Here is a 17,121-nt window from a genome sequence, read left to right as displayed (position 1 = left end):
TCCCAAATCGTGCGGAGTCCGCCATGCTCGTTTGCCATCGCACTATCGTCCGTTCGCTGATCGCCCTTCTCGCGACGATCGTTGCCGCGGCTCCCGCTCACGCGCAGAGCTGGGCGGAGAGCTGGTTCGACAATGTGACCTATACCTCCCCGGGCAGCTTCGAGGACCAGACGCGCGGCTACATCACGGCCGGTGGCATGTCGGGCCGCGTCGACGTCCACAACGACTATCTCATGTCGGTCAGCCTGCCCAAGGTCCGCGCCGGCTGCGGCGGCATCGACATGTTCCTTGGTGGCATGTCGTTCCTCGATCCGGACTATCTGGTCCAGAAGCTCGAGAGCATTCTACAGGCGGCGCCGGCGGTCGCGTTTCAATACTTGTTGGAAACGCTCGATGAAAAAATGGGCAACATCATCTCGAAGATGGAAGCGGCGACGAATTTCCTGAACTCGATCCAGGTCAACGATTGCCGGCTCGCCAACCGCATGGTCCAGATTGCGAAGGGCGACGACAATATGTCGGGCATCATTGAGGAGATGACCGGCTATCGCTCCGTCAAGCAAGGGTTCGCCAAGAGCTATCAGCAGAGCCGCGAGAGAATCGAAGCCAACAACAACAATCCCACCGAGGATCTGAAGGACGCGCTCGCGAACTGCCCGGCGGAGGTGACGGAGATCTTCCGCACCGGCTCGCTTCTCGCCCATGCCGCGCAGCGGGTCGGTGCCAGCGACTGGGCGAGCGTGATGCGTGCGCGGGTCGGTGACGTCTATATGCGCTGGGATGACGGCGACCGTGTTCCACTCTTCACGGCCATTCCACAGTGCCCGGCGCAGGATACTGAAAGCGCGCAAGATTTCCTGACAGGTCGCGTCCAGCGCCGCACGCTCAATTTCCCGCCGACCGGCGCCGACTGCGGGCAGGACGGCAGCGGGCGGGGAGCGCTCGTTCTGGCGCGGGAGCGCATGCAGTCGATCGCCACGAAGATCCGCACGCGTGCCGCCTTGTCGGCCGAGGAGCGGCAGTTCGTGGCCAATGTCCGGACGCTGCCGGTCTATCGGATGCTCGAATGGGGCGTGCGCCAGGGCGTCGTCGACTCGGTGATCGGCGACACGGACGAACTGGTTGCGCTCACGCTCGCCTATCAGATGCTCAACGACCTCACCCGCAGTATCGACTTCACGGTGACGAACGCCGAGCGCGGGGCGACGGTGGCGGGGTCAACCGACGGTAACAACAAAAACGTCTGCCAGACGCGAATATTGTCCAAGGGCATCGAGCAGTTGCGCGATCTCAGGGATGAAGTGCTGCGCCAGCGCGCGCAGATGCGCCAAAGCTACATGGCCGCGCTCAACCAGGCCAACCTCTCAGCCAATTACGCGGGGCTCCTGCGCGAACGCGACCGCGATGCCCGCGACGCCGCCGGCGCTGCGGCCCGTAATCAATAGGATCGGACCGCGATGCGTCGGTTTGCTAGGCCTCTGGCCGCCCTCCCCGCCCTTTTCCTCGCCTCGCCCGCGCTGGCGGTCGAAACGAGCTTCCACACCTATGACGGTTTTGCCGAGACAGTGGACGCCTTCCGCCTGGTCTCGATGATCTTCGGAGATCCGCGCTACGAGACGCTGGTGATGATCGTCGCAACGGTCGGGATCGGACTCGGCGCGATCATCGCAAGCGTGCGCGGGTCCGGCATGGGGCTGGTCGCCTTCGGGTTTCAGATTCTCATAGGTGTCGGCCTGTTTGTCGGGCTTATCGCCACAACCGGCACGGTCCATGTCTACGACCGGGTGCGCAACGCTTATCAGCCGGTCGGCGGGGTTCCCAACCTCCTCGTGCTCGTCGCAGGCGCGACCAACATGATCGAGCGGGCGATGGTGGAGACGATCGACGACAACACGCTCGATCCCAATGCCAAGATCGAGTTCGGGGCCGGCGGGCACAGTTTTGACCTGTTCCTGAACGCCGTTTCGCCCCGTGGGCCGATGACCGACGTCTTCCTGGATGCGACGATCAAGGACTATGTGCGCCAATGCTATCCCGTGGCGCGGGTGTCGGCCGCTTATGGCGTGGACGATGACCAGCTCTTTCGAACCTCGACCGATCTGCCCGCCTCGTTTGCGGCGATGGCCGGGCCCGCCACCTTCTCGACGGTCTATACCGAAGCCGACAAGGGAGGCACGACGGTCAGTTGCAGCGAGGCGTGGACGCATATCTCGGACCGCCTCTCGGATCCGGTCCTGTTTGATGGCTACACCAAGCAGATCTGCGCCCGGACCGGCTACGACACGGAGAATGCGCAGCAGATGGTTCGGTGCCGGGAGCAGCTAGGCGAAATGGGCCAGATGATGCTGGGGCGGCCGCTGAGCGCTCAGGCGTTCCTGACGCACATCCTCCTCGGCAACACGGTGGGCGACGTGCTGTTCGAGGATTCGCCGGCGAGTGCGGCCAGAGTCATGGCCAATCGGGCCGTCATCTCCAACGGCCTTGCGACCATGTCGGTGGCGAACGAATGGATGCCGACGATCCGCGCCACCGTGTTCGGCATCATGCTGTTCATGATCCCGATCGCCATCCTGTTCATCCTGACGCCGATCAATCTGCGGGTCGCGAGCTTCGCGCTCGGCATGTTCGTCTTCGTGGCGCTCTGGGGCGTTATCGACGCCGGTATCTATCAGCTCACGCTCGGCCGCGCGATGGCGACCCTCGCGGAGCTGCGCTCAAACGCGCTCGCGGCCAATGCCTGGCTACTCGCCCCTTCGGCAGCGATGAAGGCGCTGGCGATCTTCGGCAGCTTCCGCACGGCCGCCGCCGGACTTGCCGGCGCGTTCGTCTTTACCGTGTTCCGCTTCAGCGGCAATGTGTTCACGTCCTTCACGTCGGGCTCCCTCGGCGTGGCCAGTCAGGGCACGGCCGCCGCCGCGCCAATGGGTACGGCCGAGGGACAAGCGGCGGCGCTGGAGGCGCAGGCCTCGGCATTGGGCACCCGCTCTCGCGTCGCGGCGACATCGAGCTTCGGGGATTTCGGGGAACGATCGACCTTCGGTGCCAATCGCGTCTTCGGCGAGGCAGGCCATATCCTTGGCGAGCGCCCTGGCACCTCAGGTGGGACGGCAATGGCGCTCGGCGGCATCGAGGGTTCCCGCCAGATGGGAAGCCTTGCCCCAGCTCTGGGTGGCCGGGACGTGACAGATCCAGCAGTTGCGCGCGCCGTGCAAGCCAATGCCGCCACCACAGCGATCCATCAGTTCGCCGAGAAGGATGCCCTGCGAAGCCTTGGTACGGGCTATTTTGGGGAAGGTGAAGCCGGTGAGAAGGCGTTCGCCGCCTTCTCGCAGAACCTCGTGCAATGGCGCGCCTTTGGCGATCAGAGGGCTTACGGCATGATGATGCAGGCGGCGACGCGGCATTACGAGCGGGCTGGCTACTCGACAAGCGATGCGCAGCTCAAGGCGTCGGGCGTGATCGGCGAGGCCCAAGCCGATCCGACCTTCGCCAAGCTCATCGCCAATAGCTGGGAACAGGAGCAGATGCTGAGGAACGACCTCACGTCGGCGCAGGTCCAGGTCGGCGCGATGGAAGGGCGGCGCGACTATGCTGGCGACAACGTCGCGGGCGTCGAGCGCGCGAACGTCGCAACCGAACAGGCATGGCGTAGCGGCGCCAACCAGGGCCAGCGCGAGGCGGCCTCGATGCTCGGTCTTTCGATCGACGAAACGTCCCGCCGCGTCGGCTTCATTAACGCGCTTTCGGGCGAAGCCCGCAGCACCGCCATCACCCAGCTCTCGCGCGCCACGGGTAGGAATGAGGCGCAGGTCGTGGGGGCGCTCGAGCGCTACAATGCCGCTGTGCAGGTCGGGACCGCCGATGGTGCCAGCGCCGAGGCTGCCCGCGAAGGCACGAGCATCTATGGCCGGACCAGCGAGGCGGCCGGCTACGATTTTGCCGAACGTTCCGGCAAGCTCGATGCGCAGCGTGAGGTTGGGACCGATGGCACGCGAGGCGCAGCGCGGATCGGCGAGCAGCGGCGGCAGTCGGAGAATTTCGGTTATGCCGAGGGCGCTGCCGCCGCCGGTGTCTCGACGCGCGAGGCAGCCCGGCTCGACAGCTTCATCCAGGCGTTGAGTCGCACCGCGGGCAATCAGGTCGACATGGCCGAAGGTGGCGCCGGGGGTATCGCCGACCGCGCCCGGAACGAGCGCCTGACCTCGATCGTCGACCGGGAACGGCTGACCCGGATGCAAGACCTGCTGGCCGAAAACGGCATCAAGCTGTCGAGGCGGCAGATCGCGATGGATCAGAATGGCGACCTCAGCCTCAACCTTACTCCTGAGACGGCGGGTGCAATGTGGAAGGCCGGCCTCATCAATGAGAGCCAGCTCGGTGCGATCGCGAATGGCGGGCATGCCCGCTTCAGCTTTGCGCACAACGACCTTCTCGTCTCCAGCGGAACGGATTTCAGCCGGTCGGCGCGCAGCGATACCAGCACCCGGTTCGAGGCTGGGAAGCAGGCGGGCCCGGATACGATCGAGAATTTCATGGGCGGCGGCGCGGAAGGCCAGGCTATGCTTGCCAATTGGCTGCGCGGCGGGTTCGAGATGGACCGCAAGGGCGAATGGCGCCTGAAGCCGCAGGTAGCCGACACCCTCCAGCGCGATGTTCAGGCGATCATGGCCCAGACCGGCTGGCAGAGGAGCCTGTCACGATCGGCGCAGGACCAAGTCGCAATGGGAACCAATGTAGGCATCGATGTGGGCCGCTCCGTCGGGGTCACCGATACCGAAACGTCTGGCGGGCGCGCTAACATTGTGGGTCGCGGGCGGCAGGCTCCGCAAGGACCCATTGAGAGGAAGGACCGTACCACGGGAGGGCATTTCGGAGCCAAAGTCGGCTTTGAAAGCCGCGATACGGGCAGCACCAGCGAGACCGCTCAGTCTTCGCTCGATATCGTCAACTATGACGTGCGCGATTCCATTGCGGCTGCCGAGCGGGCCGCTGCCCGCTCCAACAATCCCGAAGCGACTTTCTCTCGCGAATTGTCGAACCGCATCCTGGGTAGCGAAGGCATGCGCAATCGCTACCTCCAGGACGCGGACAATGGGCGCGCCACGTTCGACATCACCGGACCGCTGACGTCCTTGGAACAGAACTCGGTTCTCGCGAAGGGCAGCTTCTCTACGGATATCGCCGGCAGTCCTGGCGACGGCGATAGCAGCTTCAAAAAGCGTTAGAGGTGCTTGCCTGTATGCGGATTGATGTACCCTGCATTGAGCGGATTCAAAGGGTTTCCAATCCAGAGGGGTCCCGAGCGAGGGTCGAACATGTCGGTTCCCTTCCCGATGTTATCCAGAAAGCGATGATCCTCTTCCTGCCTGCGTCTTGCGTGGAATGCTTCCTCCTCTTCATCGGTCAGAGGTTTTCCATCGCCCGATCCAACGAACTCATCCAGGCGCTCTCGCACATAGCCGACGCCCAGCACCATGAGCGCCGTCATCGGGAAGAACAGGACATTCAGATAGCCGGCCAGAGCACCGCCGTAAAACGCGGCAAGCATAGGGCTGCGGGTCACGGCAGCCATTCCCAGCCACCAGACCGGAATGGCGGACCACCAAAATTTCGCATACCATGGCCGCCAGAGCCACCTTGACAGCTTCGGCAGGTCAGCGGCGCTTTCCACCTGATGTTCGTCGATGGGAGCGTCCACCGGGAAATCCTTTCGGTTTGCCCTTAGCATCTTCGAGATCAACCGTCATCAGAAAATGACGGAGAAGCCTTGTCTTCCCTGTCAAACTCCCTATTGTTGGGACAGGAAGGACAGACATGGCCAGCAACGCCTCCATCGTCAAATCGGATCGGCGACCGACCACTCGTCGGATCGTTTCCGGAACCGACACGCTCCGCCGAAAGGCCTTGGAGAAGCTCACGCTTGCCATCGCCAAAGCGGTGGAGTCCGCAAGCGATGATACGTTGGCAGACATCGTGGGCTCTCATGATTTGCGCCATGCCCTGGTCGTCGCACCGCGAGACATCGCGCCGGAAGCGCCGGCCGATCTGGAGGCGCTCAAAGCGGCGCGCGAGCGGACTGGCCAATTTCGCGAGGACATGGCAACGCGTGCTGGCGGGATGTTCGATCGCCCCCATGTCGCGGAAATGCTCGGCGTCTCCGTTGCGGCGATCGAAAAGCAGAGGCAACGGCGTCAGATCCTTGGCGTGCCCTATGGTTCCGAAAATCGGTTTCCCGCCGCGCAGTTTATCAATGGTGAGACGGTCCCGCATCTCAAACGGGTGCTCGAGGCGTTTGACGACACCAACCCTTGGGAACAGCTGATGCTGCTTACCACCCCGCTCGAAGGATTTGGCGGCGAGCCGGAAACCGCGCTCGAAATCTTGCGGCGCAGGCCCGATCAGGAGACGGTTCGCCAGTTGGTCGCCCTCGCGACAGCGTGGACGTCCTGACCCAACATGGCGGCTGCGCTATTGCGCCGGATCAACGCCGGCGCACGTCTTCATAGAATCCATCGCAGGGGTCACAATGCGATCTTTTTCGGTCCGCTCGATGACGCGCCGGTCGCGCGCTTCGACGCGCCCGATGGCAGCTACAAGGTTCTGTATGCCGCACGATCGCTCGAAACGGCGTTCGGCGAAACTCTGGTCCGCTTGCCGGCGATTCCCCATATCACCTCAACCGCAGTCCAAAGTCGCCTGCACAGCGAGTTGGTGCCCACACGGGCGCTGAGACTTTACCCGCTCCTGGACTCAGGTGTCTCAGCCCATGGGCTCTCATTCACGGAGCTTCACGGCGATGTATACGTGAAAACCCGGGAGGTAAGCCGGGTCATTCATGAGACCACGTCGGCGGACGGCATCCTTTACACGTCCCGTTTCGACAATCAGCGTTGCGTGGCGATCTTCGACCGGGCGGCCGAAGCGATCAAGCTCGGGTCAAGGCACGATTTGGTCATTGGCCCTGCCGAGGCAGCTTCGCTCGCTGGCCATTTCGGAAAAACTTATGTCGAGCCCTGACGCGGACCGCTGGCAATCCATCCAAAACCTCTCGACCCGCTTGCAGACCCAGGGCTGGCAAGCTATGTCTGACTAGCTAGTCAGGAGAATGCAAGATGGGCACGGCCATTCGCAAGGGACAACGTGGCAAGTCCGGTTCGGGCGGCACATGGAAACTCGAAGATGCAAAGGCCCGGTTCAGCGAGGTCGTCAGGCGCGCCCAGAGCGAGGGACCGCAGCGCGTCACTGTTCGCGGTCGGGAGGCCGTGGTGGTGATGAGCGTCGATGAACTGGACCGGCTGCTGCCCAAGGATGCGGGCAAACCGGCGTTCGTTCCGTTCCTCGAGAGCCTCGGGCTCGACGGCCTCAACCTTGAGCGGGAGATCGACCGCGGGCGGGACGCCACCTTGTGATAGGCTGGTTGCTGGACACTCATATCGTATCCGCGTTGGCGAACCCGAACGGTGCGCCGAGCGTCAAGGCATGGGCAACGGCGCAACCCGAACACCGGATGTTCCTAAGCGTTCTGGCACTCGCGGAGTATGACAAGGGCATTCACAATCTCGAGCCAGACCATCCGGATCGTTCGCGCTATATCGCAGCGCGCGGCGCCCTCGCGGAGCGCTTCAGCGACCGGCTGCTCTCCGTCGATGACGCCATCGTTTACCGCTGGGGCGCCATCTCGGGTGAGGTGAAGCGACGGACGGGACAGGCCCCGCCGGTGATCGACACGCTGCTCGCCGCGACCGCGATCGAGCACGACCTCTTTTTCGTGACGCGCAACATCAAGGATACGCGGCACAGCGGCGCCGTGATCTTCAATCCCTGGGAAGACGAGCCATCGCGCTTCCCGCTCACCTGACCCGAATGACAAGAGACGATGAAAACCGAACTCGATCACCTTCCAGCAAACAAGCGGCGCGATCTCGATCGGATCGTTCGAATCCTGTTCGAGGAGTTCGAAGATGCGCTTGGCGAACCGACCGGGCCGCGCAAGCTTGGCCGCATCCTCAAGGTCATCCTCTTCGGCTCCTATGCGACCGGCGGATGGGTCGATGAGCCTTACACCAAGAGAGGCTATCAATCGGATTACGATCTGCTCATCATCGTCAATCAGAAGGAGCTGACGGACAGGATCGAATATTGGGAGAAAGCCGCCGACCGGTTGGATCGCGAGTGGTCAATCCTGCATCGACTGACGGCGCCCGTGAATTTCATCGTCCACACTCTGCAGGAGGTGAACGACGGTCTGGCCCATGGCCGATATTTCTTCATGGACATCGCGCGCGACGGCATCGCCCTGTATCAGGTCGACAACAGCGAACTGCACGAGCCCAGGCCCAAGACGCCGCAGCAAGCCTATGACATGGCGAAAGCTTATTTCGATCAGTGGTTTGAGCTGGCCGTATCCTCGCGGATGGGCTTTCAGTTCTTCTACGACAACAAGCAATTTCCCGACGCAGCCTATAACCTCCAGCAGGCGTGCGAGCGCCTCTATTACTGCGTTCTGCTCGTCTACACCTTCTACACTCCCTATAGCCACAACCTCAAATTTCTCCGGACGCGCGCGGAGAAGATTTCTGCGCGCCTCGTCGAGGCCTGGCCGAGGGAGACCCGCAAGCAGGAAGCGTATTTCAACAAGCTCAAAGACGCCTATGTGAAAGCCAGGCATTCCGAGCATTTCAAGATGACGGAGGAGGAGTTCGCATACCTCTCCGAGCGCGTTGAGGTGCTTGGCACGATCGTCAACGAACTCTGCCAGGAGAGGCTGTCAGAGCTGCGCGCGCCGCTTTAGACCAGCATCGGGATACCCTCTCGGATTGGCTGAGAGGACCGACGCTCCCTATTCGGCAGGCCGGAGGAATTTATGCCCGAAGAGAGAGTGCCTGACGAAGCAATGCGCAGGGTCGCTCTGGCGCTCGTCGAGCATTGTGTCCGCAATACCCGGCTGGAGGACATCCACGCCGGCACCGTGCCGGACAGCCTCAGCGGCGATTTCAGCGATGTGAAGGTGGTCACGCCCTATGGCGAGATTCCCTGGGTGCAAACCTCTCGAATCTCCGATGCGGAGATGAAGGCGTTGATGATCGACATCGTCAACAAGGTCTACACGTTCCTCACGCACCTTGAAGATGTGGTGGTTCTGCGGGATTCCGCGCGCTGGAATCGGCCCGAGCATGACCCTGCCCTGCTCGCCTTCGCTAATCGTCGTGCGGCTGCTCGAGAAGCGAAAGGCGAAAACAAGGACTGAGGGACATGCCGCGCGCGCTATTGAAGTTCAGCACCTGCAGGTCTGACGGCGCCATTTTGCAGGGGTGATGCCGGAGGCTTTGGCAAACGCCTTGGTGAAGTGAGCCTGGTCGGAGAATCCGCATTCGAGAGCGACTTGCACCAGGGGCAGCGCGGTATCGGCCAGGAGGCGTTTTGCGCGCACGATGCGCTGCTGCACGAACCAGGCATAGGGTGCGATCCCTACCGTGTTCCTGAAAGCTCGCACGAAATAGCAAAGCGACAACCGGCACAAGGACGCGATTTCCGAAATCGAGATTGCGCTGCCGAGGTTGCATCGCATCGTGCGCATGGCCAGGCTGACTTGCCAGGGGGCGAGCATCGGTCGGCTGCTTGTCGCTGCTCGATGCGCCTCGAAATGCCTCTGCCGTCCGACCGGCACCGATTGTTTATTAGTCTGCGCCAGCCGAGCGTACGGCATCGCGCTCGCGTCCGCGTATTCAAAAGCCGCCATGGCGACCCCCAATGGGTTGCGAGGCAGATGGTTTGCGCCGGGAACCTCAGCGCCCTACCTCTTCGGCCACCACCATGAGACACATCGGCGTAAGCCGGAGCGCGCTCGAAGGAGGAAGCCCTACTATTCCCATGGGGAGACACATTGGCGAACCAAAAGGCGGCCCACTTTTTGTCTGGGTTCGGTGTAGGGCCGCTTCACATGGATCGCCGATCAATCGCTCGAGGAGCGTGGCCCCGTCAGAGGGGCTGCCTGGGACGACGCAGGACCTTCCTGAGATATTTCTCCGCGCGAGCGAGCTCCTTTTGAACTGAGCGCTTGTGCAAGCCGAACTCGGCGGCAATCTCGCCTTGCGTTTTCTCGTCGCGCCACTTGGCCAGGAATATCGCCTGCCGCCGGATCGGGAGGGCATGAAGCGCCTGCAAAGCTCGGCTCATTTCATCCGTGGCCAAGACGACGGCTTCTTGGTCCGGCGCGCCATCCGGAAATTCGGATAGCTCAGCATCGTCCTTATGCACCGTGCGCCAGTCGCTCCGACTCCTGTTCTTTGCGAGATTGACAGCCATCCGATAGAGGTAGGAGCGCGGGCTATGGAGATCACCGATGGACGGATCCGCCCGCAACTTCACATAGACGTCGTGGAGCGCCTCGGCTGCGGCCTCGGGGGACCGGAAATGCGCCGAGAGGCGCGCCAGCAGCGTCGCATATTCAATCTCGAGAAGTGCAAGAAGTTGTTGAACCGGGCTTTGGCCAGACTCGTGGAGCGAAGCGTCGAATTCGTTTGCCGGTGGAGGCTTGAGTGGTTCCGAGTCGTCAATCATTTGCCTTCCGGGCGCTAGCGAGCCCCGCTTCGGGAGCCGAATTTCCAATACCCCGAAAGGCGCGAAGAGGTGCCTGCCGTGAGTTGCGACCGACGACCGCCAGAGTGAAGGAGTGAACGAACTCCAGATTGGAGCAAGGTTCGGATGTGCCACACGCTCTGCGGAGTGCTGAACTGCCGCGCCTCGTGCTACACTCAGACAGTGGTTGTTATCCGCCTGCCTGAACTCGAATTGACAACAGCGATCATGCCGATTGAGATAGTACGCCGCCTTCATGCCATTCAAGTTTATGAAAAATGCGCGGCCGCGTCTCAGCCGCACATCGGCCAAAAATTGCTTGCAGAATAAATGTCACGCAGCGTCTCTAAACGCGGCGCGAAAACCTGCCGCTATTTTTCTTGTTTCCTCACATGTTGAGAGAAAAATCCACGGGATGGTTCGAGCAGCGCTTCCCGCCTCCTCGTCACCCATTGATAGGTTTGTGCTCGCCATAGGACCAACATCCCTTTCCAAACATTGTCGCAAACAACGGTGTTCGCCTAGTTTTGGTATTGGAATCGAGAACCGTTCGATATAAGAATGATCGGCCACTCAACCGATTTTCTGCAAACAGGCGGATAGCTCATCAGGGGCGGAATAGAAGGGAGAGTGGTCGGTCTCCAAGGTAAAGACCGGCGAGCAAGGAAGAGCGTCCTGCATGATGCGTTGCAGCGCCAGAGGTATCGCATAGTCGTTAATACATTCGATATAGGCTCTTTTGACCGAGCCATACTTTTCATCTGTGAGACTTAGCGGCGTTGTAAAGGCAGCCATGGGTTCGGCGCTTACAAGAGATCGGGCGCGATCGACCCATGCGCTTTCTGTCATATTATAGAAGGTCGCATCGAGTGCCTCGGGCCGGACAAGCGTCGTTCCGCCTTCCTGCGCTATCGATATCTCCACCGGGCGTTCGCGCGGCAACTTGGTAGCGGTCGACATGAGGGTTTCGCCAGATTCAACAAGGAACGCAGCCAAATAGGCTAAGGTAGCGATGTGCTGAGGCACCCGCTCCGCTACTTCACTGATTATGATGCCGCCCCGGCTGTGCCCTGCGAGAACGACCGGCTCATCCTGTTCTCGAATGATAGCCGCGATCTGGTCGGCCCATTTCGCTAGAGTCACGGTCGACAGAGGAGTATGGTCTTGCCCCATGCCGATCAGGTCCGGGGCGATGGCGCGATGCCCGCCAGCTTCGAGTTGCGGAACCACGCGTTCCCAGCACCAACCCGCGTGCCACGCACCCGACACCAGAATGTAGGTCGTCAAGCAAATCTCCAAAACTACGCGCAGGATTCAACGAATTCTAAACAGTTCGTGCAGGCGTCATTATCCTAATGGCAAGCCGGCCGCGCGCCTGTCCACAGCCAAGTCTTTCAACTGCAAAGCGGGGTCAGACAAAATACCATGAGCGATGGCCGCTCTCTCGACCACGAGCGCTCTGCCCTGCACATAATCGCGGGTGCTATTGACGCAGTCGAGTGCGATGACGCGACCTTCGCGCAGATAGATGAGCGAGAAAGCGCGGTCTGCGCTGCGCCCACGCGTCACCACCTCATCATAACCAGTGGAGAGCCCAACGGTCTGCAGGCGAAGATCATACTGGTTCGACCAAAACCAGGGAACTGCGTCGTAGGTATCGCGTGTCCCGGTCAGCAGCTTTGCAACGGTGAGAGCCTGATCATTGGCGTTCTGCACGGACTCGAGGCGGATGAGGGCGCCATCCGCATAGGAGTTGCGATGTGTGGCGCAATCACCGATCGCATAGACGTCATCCAGGCTGGTCTCGCAATATTCATTGACCCGAACGCCCACATCTCCCTCAGCCCCGGCATCGATCAGCGGACGCACGGTTGGCAAGATGCCGATCCCCACAATCACCATGTCGCATGCGAGCAGAGTTCCATCAGCAAGCCGCACGCCGCTCGCCATCCCGTCCCGCTCTTCGATACGATCAACGGCGACCCCCAATCGGATATCGACGCCGTGCGCGCGATGCTCTGCCTCGTAGAAACGCGAAAGCGGTTCGCCCGCGACGCGGGCGAGGACACGATCCTGGGCTTCAAGAACCGTTACGGCCTTTTCGAACTTGGAAAGGACGGCAGCGGCTTCCAGTCCAATATAGCCGCCCCCGATCACGACGACCTGCTCCACTCCGGGCAACTCGGCAATCATTCGGTCGACATCGGCCCGCGAGCGAACACTATGGATGCCGCCCAAATCTGCGCCCTGACAGTTCAACCGCCGGGGGGCACCGCCAGCGGCCCATATCAGATGCTTATAACCAATCCGTTGACCGTCTGCGAGTTCGACGTGCCTAGCGTCCGGTTGCACGCCGACCACTGTTTTTCCAAGCAGCAGCGAAACCACGCGTTCGCTCCAGAAGCTCTCCGGACGGATCAGGATCCGCTCGAAACTCTTGGCGCCCGCCAGATAATCCTTGGACAAGGGCGGACGTTCATAGGGCGGATAGATTTCGTCGCCGATAATCGCGATCGTGCCCGTGAACTTCCTTTGCCGTAGTGCAATGGCGGCTTGTGCGCCGGCATGCCCGCCACCCACGATGACCACGTCATAGCTCGCGTTTACCGTTTCAGTCATCCCGCACCTGTCGCCCACTGCATCTTCCAGGATCGTTCACGCCGCCGCGAAGCGGATCGGCAGCGATTTGACCCCGCCGACGAATGTCGAAATCGTCCGGCGCGGCGTACCTGAGAGTTCGAGAGCCTCGATCCTATCGAAGAACTCTTCGAAGAATATCCGCATCTCCATCCGGGCCAGATGCTGACCGAGGCAGACATGGGCGCCATACCCGAAAGCCAGATGCGGGTTGGGTTTACGGTCCGGTCTGAATACGAACGGATCGTCGAAGACCGCTTCGTCCCGATTGGCGGAAGGGAAGGAAAGCATGAGCCAGTCGCCTGCCCGAATCTGCTGGCCACTCAAATCATAATCCTGGGTCGCGGTCCGCATGAAATGCAGGATGGGGCTGGTCCAGCGGATCGCTTCATCGACAAGTCCCGGGATGAGGTCACGATCCGCCTTCACCGCCGCAAAGACGTCCGGCCGCTCGGCGAGCGCCCACACAGCGCCGGCCGTGGAAGACGAGGTTGTATCATGGCCCGCAGTTGTGATCGTGATATAGTAGCTTGCCGCGTCCCAGTGAGAGATAGGCTCGCCATTTATCTTGCTGTTAGCGATGATAGTCGCCACATCTTCGCGCGGATTGGCACGCCGGTCGTCCGTCAGGGCATTGAAGAAATCGCCAAGGCGGGCAACCGCTTCGTAGGACATTGCGCTTCCTGCCCGCGTCGCGGCGGTCTTCGCATCGCTATAATCGGGATCTTGCGGATTGAAGAATTCCTGCGTCATGCGCAGCATCCGGTCTTCATCCGTGCGCGGCAGCCCGAGAAGCTCGAGGATGACCCGAAGCGGATAGCGCAGCGCCACATCGTCAAGAAAATTGCACTGCGATCCGTGGCTGAGCATTTCCCCGACGGACTCGCGGGCGATCCGCCTGATCTGCTCGTCGAGACCCTTGATCCCTTTTGGCGCGAAATCACCGAACGTAAGGCGCCGGAAAATCCCGTGTTCCGGCGCATCCATCGACACAAGCGAATTGACCGGAGCAGGCGCACCGGGAGCCGCAGGAGCCCTCAGCGCTTGCTCGGTCTTCTTGTTGATGAGCACCTTGCGATGCCGGGTGTTGAGGAAGAGCTGCGGCTGCCGGCCGATTTCCTGGATATCGGCATGCCGGGTGACCACCCAGAAAGGATCAAACCCTTCGGGGTGGGCCTGACCGAGCGGCATCTCACGCCGAAGCCAGGCAAGATCCTCATGGATTTGCGTCCACTCGCTATAGGCCTTCGAACTCGCGACATTCTCCGCGATTTCGGAAGGGATGCGCGGAGCCGCCCTGTTCAATACACTCTGCGTTTCCATGTTTCTTTCTCCGCGTCTCTTCAGGCTGTACGCCGCGTCACGATCGTCTTGGCATTTGTGTATTCCAGAAGGCCGTCGAGACCGCCTTCGACCCCCAGGCCGGACTGCTTATGCCCCCCGAAAGGCTGTTCCGGGCGCAGATACTGGATCTCGTTGATCCAGACCGTCCCGCATTCAAGCTGCGCTGCGATTTCCGATGCTCGATCGAGATCGCTGGTCCAGACCGAAGCCGCCAGCCCATATTCACTGTTATTCGCGCGGGCCACAGCCTCCTCGACCGACTGGAATCGCAGGAGGGGAACGACCGGCCCGAACGGCTCCTCCCGCACGATCCGGCTATCATCAGGAGGATTATCGACGAGCGTGGGAGGAATGAAATAGCCCGTTCGCGCCGTGAATTCGGGAGCGATCACCGTATATCCCTGGTCTCGGCTATCCGCGATGAGCGCCTTGACGCTTGCGAACTGCGCGGCATTCTGGACAGGGCCAAGCTCTGTATCGGCTACGCTGCCATCACCGAGGCGCACCGAGGCGGCAAAATCAGCCATGGCGTCGCGAAAGCGATCGTAGATAGGATCCTCGACGTAGATCCGCTTGGCCGCAATGCAAATCTGACCGCTATTGCGGAAGGCGCCCCAGAAAAGTTTGGGGACGACCTCGTCCACATCGACGTCCGCCAGCACGATGGCGGGGTCGTTTCCACCAAGCTCCAGGGTAACCCGCTTGAGCGTTTTGGAAGCGCTTTCCATGACCTTGCGACCGGTCGCGGTCGAACCGGTGAAGCTGATCTTGTCGATCCCTGGGTGAGCGGTGAGCCAAGGGCCCAGGCGGTCTCCGCCGCTGATCACGTTGAATACACCGTGCGGGAGAATGTCGCGCACCAGCTCACCGATCTTGAGCATCACGAGCGGCGTGAACGGAGAAGGTTTGAGGACCACGCAATTACCAGCGACGAGCGCCGGCGCGACTTTCCAGAGCGCCAGAATCACGGGAAAGTTCCAGGGCGCGAGCGCTGCGACGACGCCCAACGGCACATGATGGACCTCAACGCGTCGTTCCGCGTCATCCGTCAAAATGGTGACAGGGGGTGACAGCGCCGCGATCGCCCGCATGAACGCTGTCGCGTTCAGGATCTCCCCGCGCGCCAGGGCAATGGGCCTCCCCTGTTCGGCGGTGAAGATCGCCGCCAGGGTATCGACATGTTCGGCAATTTTATCGGCCATCGTTACGACGAGCGCTTGCCGCTTCGCCAAAGGTGTATCCCGCCAGGCGGGAAACGCTTCGCGTGCCGTACCGATTGCATCGCCCAGATCCTGCTCGGTAGCGTCAGGCGCCTTGGCAAGCTCGGCTTCGCTGGCAGGATTGACGACGCTGATCACGCCGCCGTCCGACGCGGCGCGCAACGCCCCGTCAATGAGCATTGCATAGTCGTTCACGCGCTTTGACCTTTGTTGAGCAGGACGGGCTTGATGCTTTTCCCGCTCTTCTGATCCGCGATAGCCTGCTCGATATCTTCGAAATCATAGGTCGTGATCAGGCGATCGAAGGGGAAAAGGCCATCCTTGTAGAGATCGATCATCTCCGGGATGAATGTCTGGGGATCACTGTCACCTTCGCATATCCCCCGAACGGTGATGCCTCGGCCGAGCAGCGACAGGATATTGACGCCAAGGGTCGTTGCCGGATCCTTTGGGACGCCTACCAGTCCCAAAGTTCCTCGGCGGGCAAGGGCAGCAAAGCTTTGCTCGATGACATCGCCCCGGGCCGTCGTGTCCAGCGCGAACTGAACGCCGCCGGGGCAGATCGCCTGCACCCGCGCCGTCAGATCCTCGCTGACAGGATCGATGACATGCGTCGCCCCAAGCTCAAGGGCGAGCGCGCGCCGCGCCGCATTGGGTTCGCTCAGGATGATGATCGCAACTCCGCGCGCGACAGCAGCGAGAACTCCTGCCAAGCCGACTGATCCCCCACCCGAAACCAGCAGGCTGGCGCCCTCGCCCGCATTAAACACATGCATGACGGCGCCCGCTCCGGTTTGTATCCCGCAACCCAGTGGTCCAAGCAGGGCAAGCGGGACATCGTCCCGGTGAATTGGGACGACATTGCGGGCATGCGCCAAAGCATGAGTCCCGAAACTCGACTGGCCAAAGAAGAAGCCATAGACCTCGCCTTCACCGGAGCTGAAAGGCATGCTCCCGTCGGGTCTGACGCCTGATCGGTTTAGAGTGCCAAAGGAATTGCAGTAGGCGGGCTGATCGTCATCGCACGACGGGCAATGGCCACAGGACATGAAGCTCAACACGACCCGGTCGCCGGCCTTCACATGGGTGACTTCGGGTCCTACCGCTTCGACGATACCCGATCCTTCATGCCCAAGCACGATCGGCATCGGTACGGGAAGCTGCTGCTCGCAAGCCGCAACATCGCTGTGGCAGATCCCCACGCCAAGGATGCGCACGAGCACCTCGTCGCCAACCGGCAGGCTGATGCGAAGATCCTCGACCCGGAAGGGGCCGCCGCGTTCGCGTACGACGGCGGCCCGGGTTACGAGATGATCATGATCCTGCTGCAGCATTCCCGTCT

General features: G+C 61.5%; 16 protein-coding genes. 8 read left to right on the top strand and 8 right to left on the bottom strand.

What is annotated here, in order from left to right:
• Window positions 1-23: 23 nt before the first annotated feature.
• Together B2V90_RS17285 and B2V90_RS17280 are read left to right on the top strand one after the other, a co-directional pair.
• Window positions 24-1,445, top strand: coding sequence for a conjugal transfer protein TraH (locus B2V90_RS17285; RefSeq protein WP_286867991.1), 1,422 nt, complete (start codon window positions 24-26; stop codon window positions 1,443-1,445).
• A 12-nt stretch (window positions 1,446-1,457) separates the two neighbouring features.
• Window positions 1,458-5,225 carry a conjugal transfer protein TraG N-terminal domain-containing protein gene (locus B2V90_RS17280; protein WP_286867923.1) on the top strand — a complete coding sequence of 1,256 codons (3,768 nt, stop codon included), beginning with the start codon at window positions 1,458-1,460 and terminating at the stop codon, window positions 5,223-5,225.
• On the opposite strand, the gene B2V90_RS17275 is transcribed toward B2V90_RS17280, so the two are convergent.
• Window positions 5,222-5,698, bottom strand: a complete 477-nt coding sequence (locus B2V90_RS17275) for a hypothetical protein (protein WP_286867925.1) — start codon at window positions 5,696-5,698, stop codon at window positions 5,222-5,224. The two genes, B2V90_RS17280 and B2V90_RS17275, sit on opposite strands and share 4 nt — an antisense overlap.
• A 116-nt stretch (window positions 5,699-5,814) precedes the next feature.
• On the opposite strand from B2V90_RS17275, the gene B2V90_RS17270 reads away from it, so the two are divergent.
• From B2V90_RS17270 to B2V90_RS17245, 6 genes are all read left to right on the top strand, one after another.
• Window positions 5,815-6,450 carry a hypothetical protein gene (locus B2V90_RS17270; protein WP_030539348.1) on the top strand — a complete coding sequence of 212 codons (636 nt, stop codon included), beginning with the start codon at window positions 5,815-5,817 and terminating at the stop codon, window positions 6,448-6,450.
• Window positions 6,451-6,471: 21 nt separating this feature from the next.
• Window positions 6,472-7,017 (top strand): RES family NAD+ phosphorylase, encoded by a 546-nt coding sequence (locus B2V90_RS17265; protein ID WP_293922474.1) that lies wholly within the window; start codon window positions 6,472-6,474, stop codon window positions 7,015-7,017.
• A gap of 95 nt (window positions 7,018-7,112) precedes the next feature.
• Window positions 7,113-7,409 carry a type II toxin-antitoxin system Phd/YefM family antitoxin gene (locus B2V90_RS17260; protein ID WP_030539346.1) on the top strand — a complete coding sequence of 99 codons (297 nt, stop codon included), beginning with the start codon at window positions 7,113-7,115 and terminating at the stop codon, window positions 7,407-7,409.
• On the top strand, window positions 7,406-7,858 hold the full coding sequence (locus B2V90_RS17255; protein WP_030539345.1) for a type II toxin-antitoxin system VapC family toxin: 453 nt from the start codon (window positions 7,406-7,408) through the stop codon (window positions 7,856-7,858). Before B2V90_RS17260 ends, B2V90_RS17255 begins: the two co-directional genes overlap by 4 nt.
• A gap of 18 nt (window positions 7,859-7,876) precedes the next feature.
• Window positions 7,877-8,791 (top strand): HEPN domain-containing protein, encoded by a 915-nt coding sequence (locus B2V90_RS17250; RefSeq protein WP_286867929.1) that lies wholly within the window; start codon window positions 7,877-7,879, stop codon window positions 8,789-8,791.
• A gap of 87 nt (window positions 8,792-8,878) precedes the next feature.
• Window positions 8,879-9,247, top strand: a complete 369-nt coding sequence (locus B2V90_RS17245; protein WP_237751525.1) for a hypothetical protein — start codon at window positions 8,879-8,881, stop codon at window positions 9,245-9,247.
• A gap of 27 nt (window positions 9,248-9,274) precedes the next feature.
• Here the strand turns inward: B2V90_RS17245 and B2V90_RS17240 are convergent, their stop codons facing one another.
• From B2V90_RS17240 to B2V90_RS17210, 7 genes are all read right to left on the bottom strand, one after another.
• Window positions 9,275-9,739, bottom strand: coding sequence for a helix-turn-helix domain-containing protein (locus B2V90_RS17240; protein ID WP_286867931.1), 465 nt, complete (start codon window positions 9,737-9,739; stop codon window positions 9,275-9,277).
• Window positions 9,740-9,978: 239 nt separating this feature from the next.
• Window positions 9,979-10,560: an RNA polymerase sigma factor gene (locus B2V90_RS17235; protein ID WP_030541366.1), complete on the bottom strand. Its 582-nt coding sequence runs from the start codon at window positions 10,558-10,560 to the stop codon at window positions 9,979-9,981.
• Window positions 10,561-11,151: 591 nt separating this feature from the next.
• Complete coding sequence (locus B2V90_RS17230) at window positions 11,152-11,865, bottom strand: alpha/beta fold hydrolase (RefSeq protein ID WP_030541365.1); 714 nt, start codon at window positions 11,863-11,865, stop codon at window positions 11,152-11,154.
• 60 nt (window positions 11,866-11,925) lie between these two features.
• Window positions 11,926-13,197, bottom strand: a complete 1,272-nt coding sequence (locus B2V90_RS17225) for an NAD(P)/FAD-dependent oxidoreductase (protein ID WP_286867934.1) — start codon at window positions 13,195-13,197, stop codon at window positions 11,926-11,928.
• A 36-nt stretch (window positions 13,198-13,233) separates the two neighbouring features.
• Window positions 13,234-14,538: a cytochrome P450 gene (locus B2V90_RS17220; RefSeq protein ID WP_286867936.1), complete on the bottom strand. Its 1,305-nt coding sequence runs from the start codon at window positions 14,536-14,538 to the stop codon at window positions 13,234-13,236.
• 20 nt (window positions 14,539-14,558) lie between these two features.
• Entirely contained in the window at window positions 14,559-15,974 is a 1,416-nt protein-coding gene (locus tag B2V90_RS17215; RefSeq protein ID WP_286867938.1) for an aldehyde dehydrogenase family protein, read from the bottom strand.
• Window positions 15,971-17,113 (bottom strand): NAD(P)-dependent alcohol dehydrogenase, encoded by a 1,143-nt coding sequence (locus B2V90_RS17210; RefSeq protein WP_286867940.1) that lies wholly within the window; start codon window positions 17,111-17,113, stop codon window positions 15,971-15,973. The genes B2V90_RS17215 and B2V90_RS17210 overlap by 4 nt, the downstream gene beginning before the upstream one ends.
• Window positions 17,114-17,121 lie beyond the last annotated feature (8 nt).

Source organism: Sphingobium sp. UBA5915, assembly GCF_002431195.1.
Lineage (GTDB): Bacteria > Pseudomonadota > Alphaproteobacteria > Sphingomonadales > Sphingomonadaceae > Sphingobium > Sphingobium soli.
Note: the sequence above shows the minus strand (reverse complement) of the source record. Positions and strands in the feature narration are given on the sequence as shown.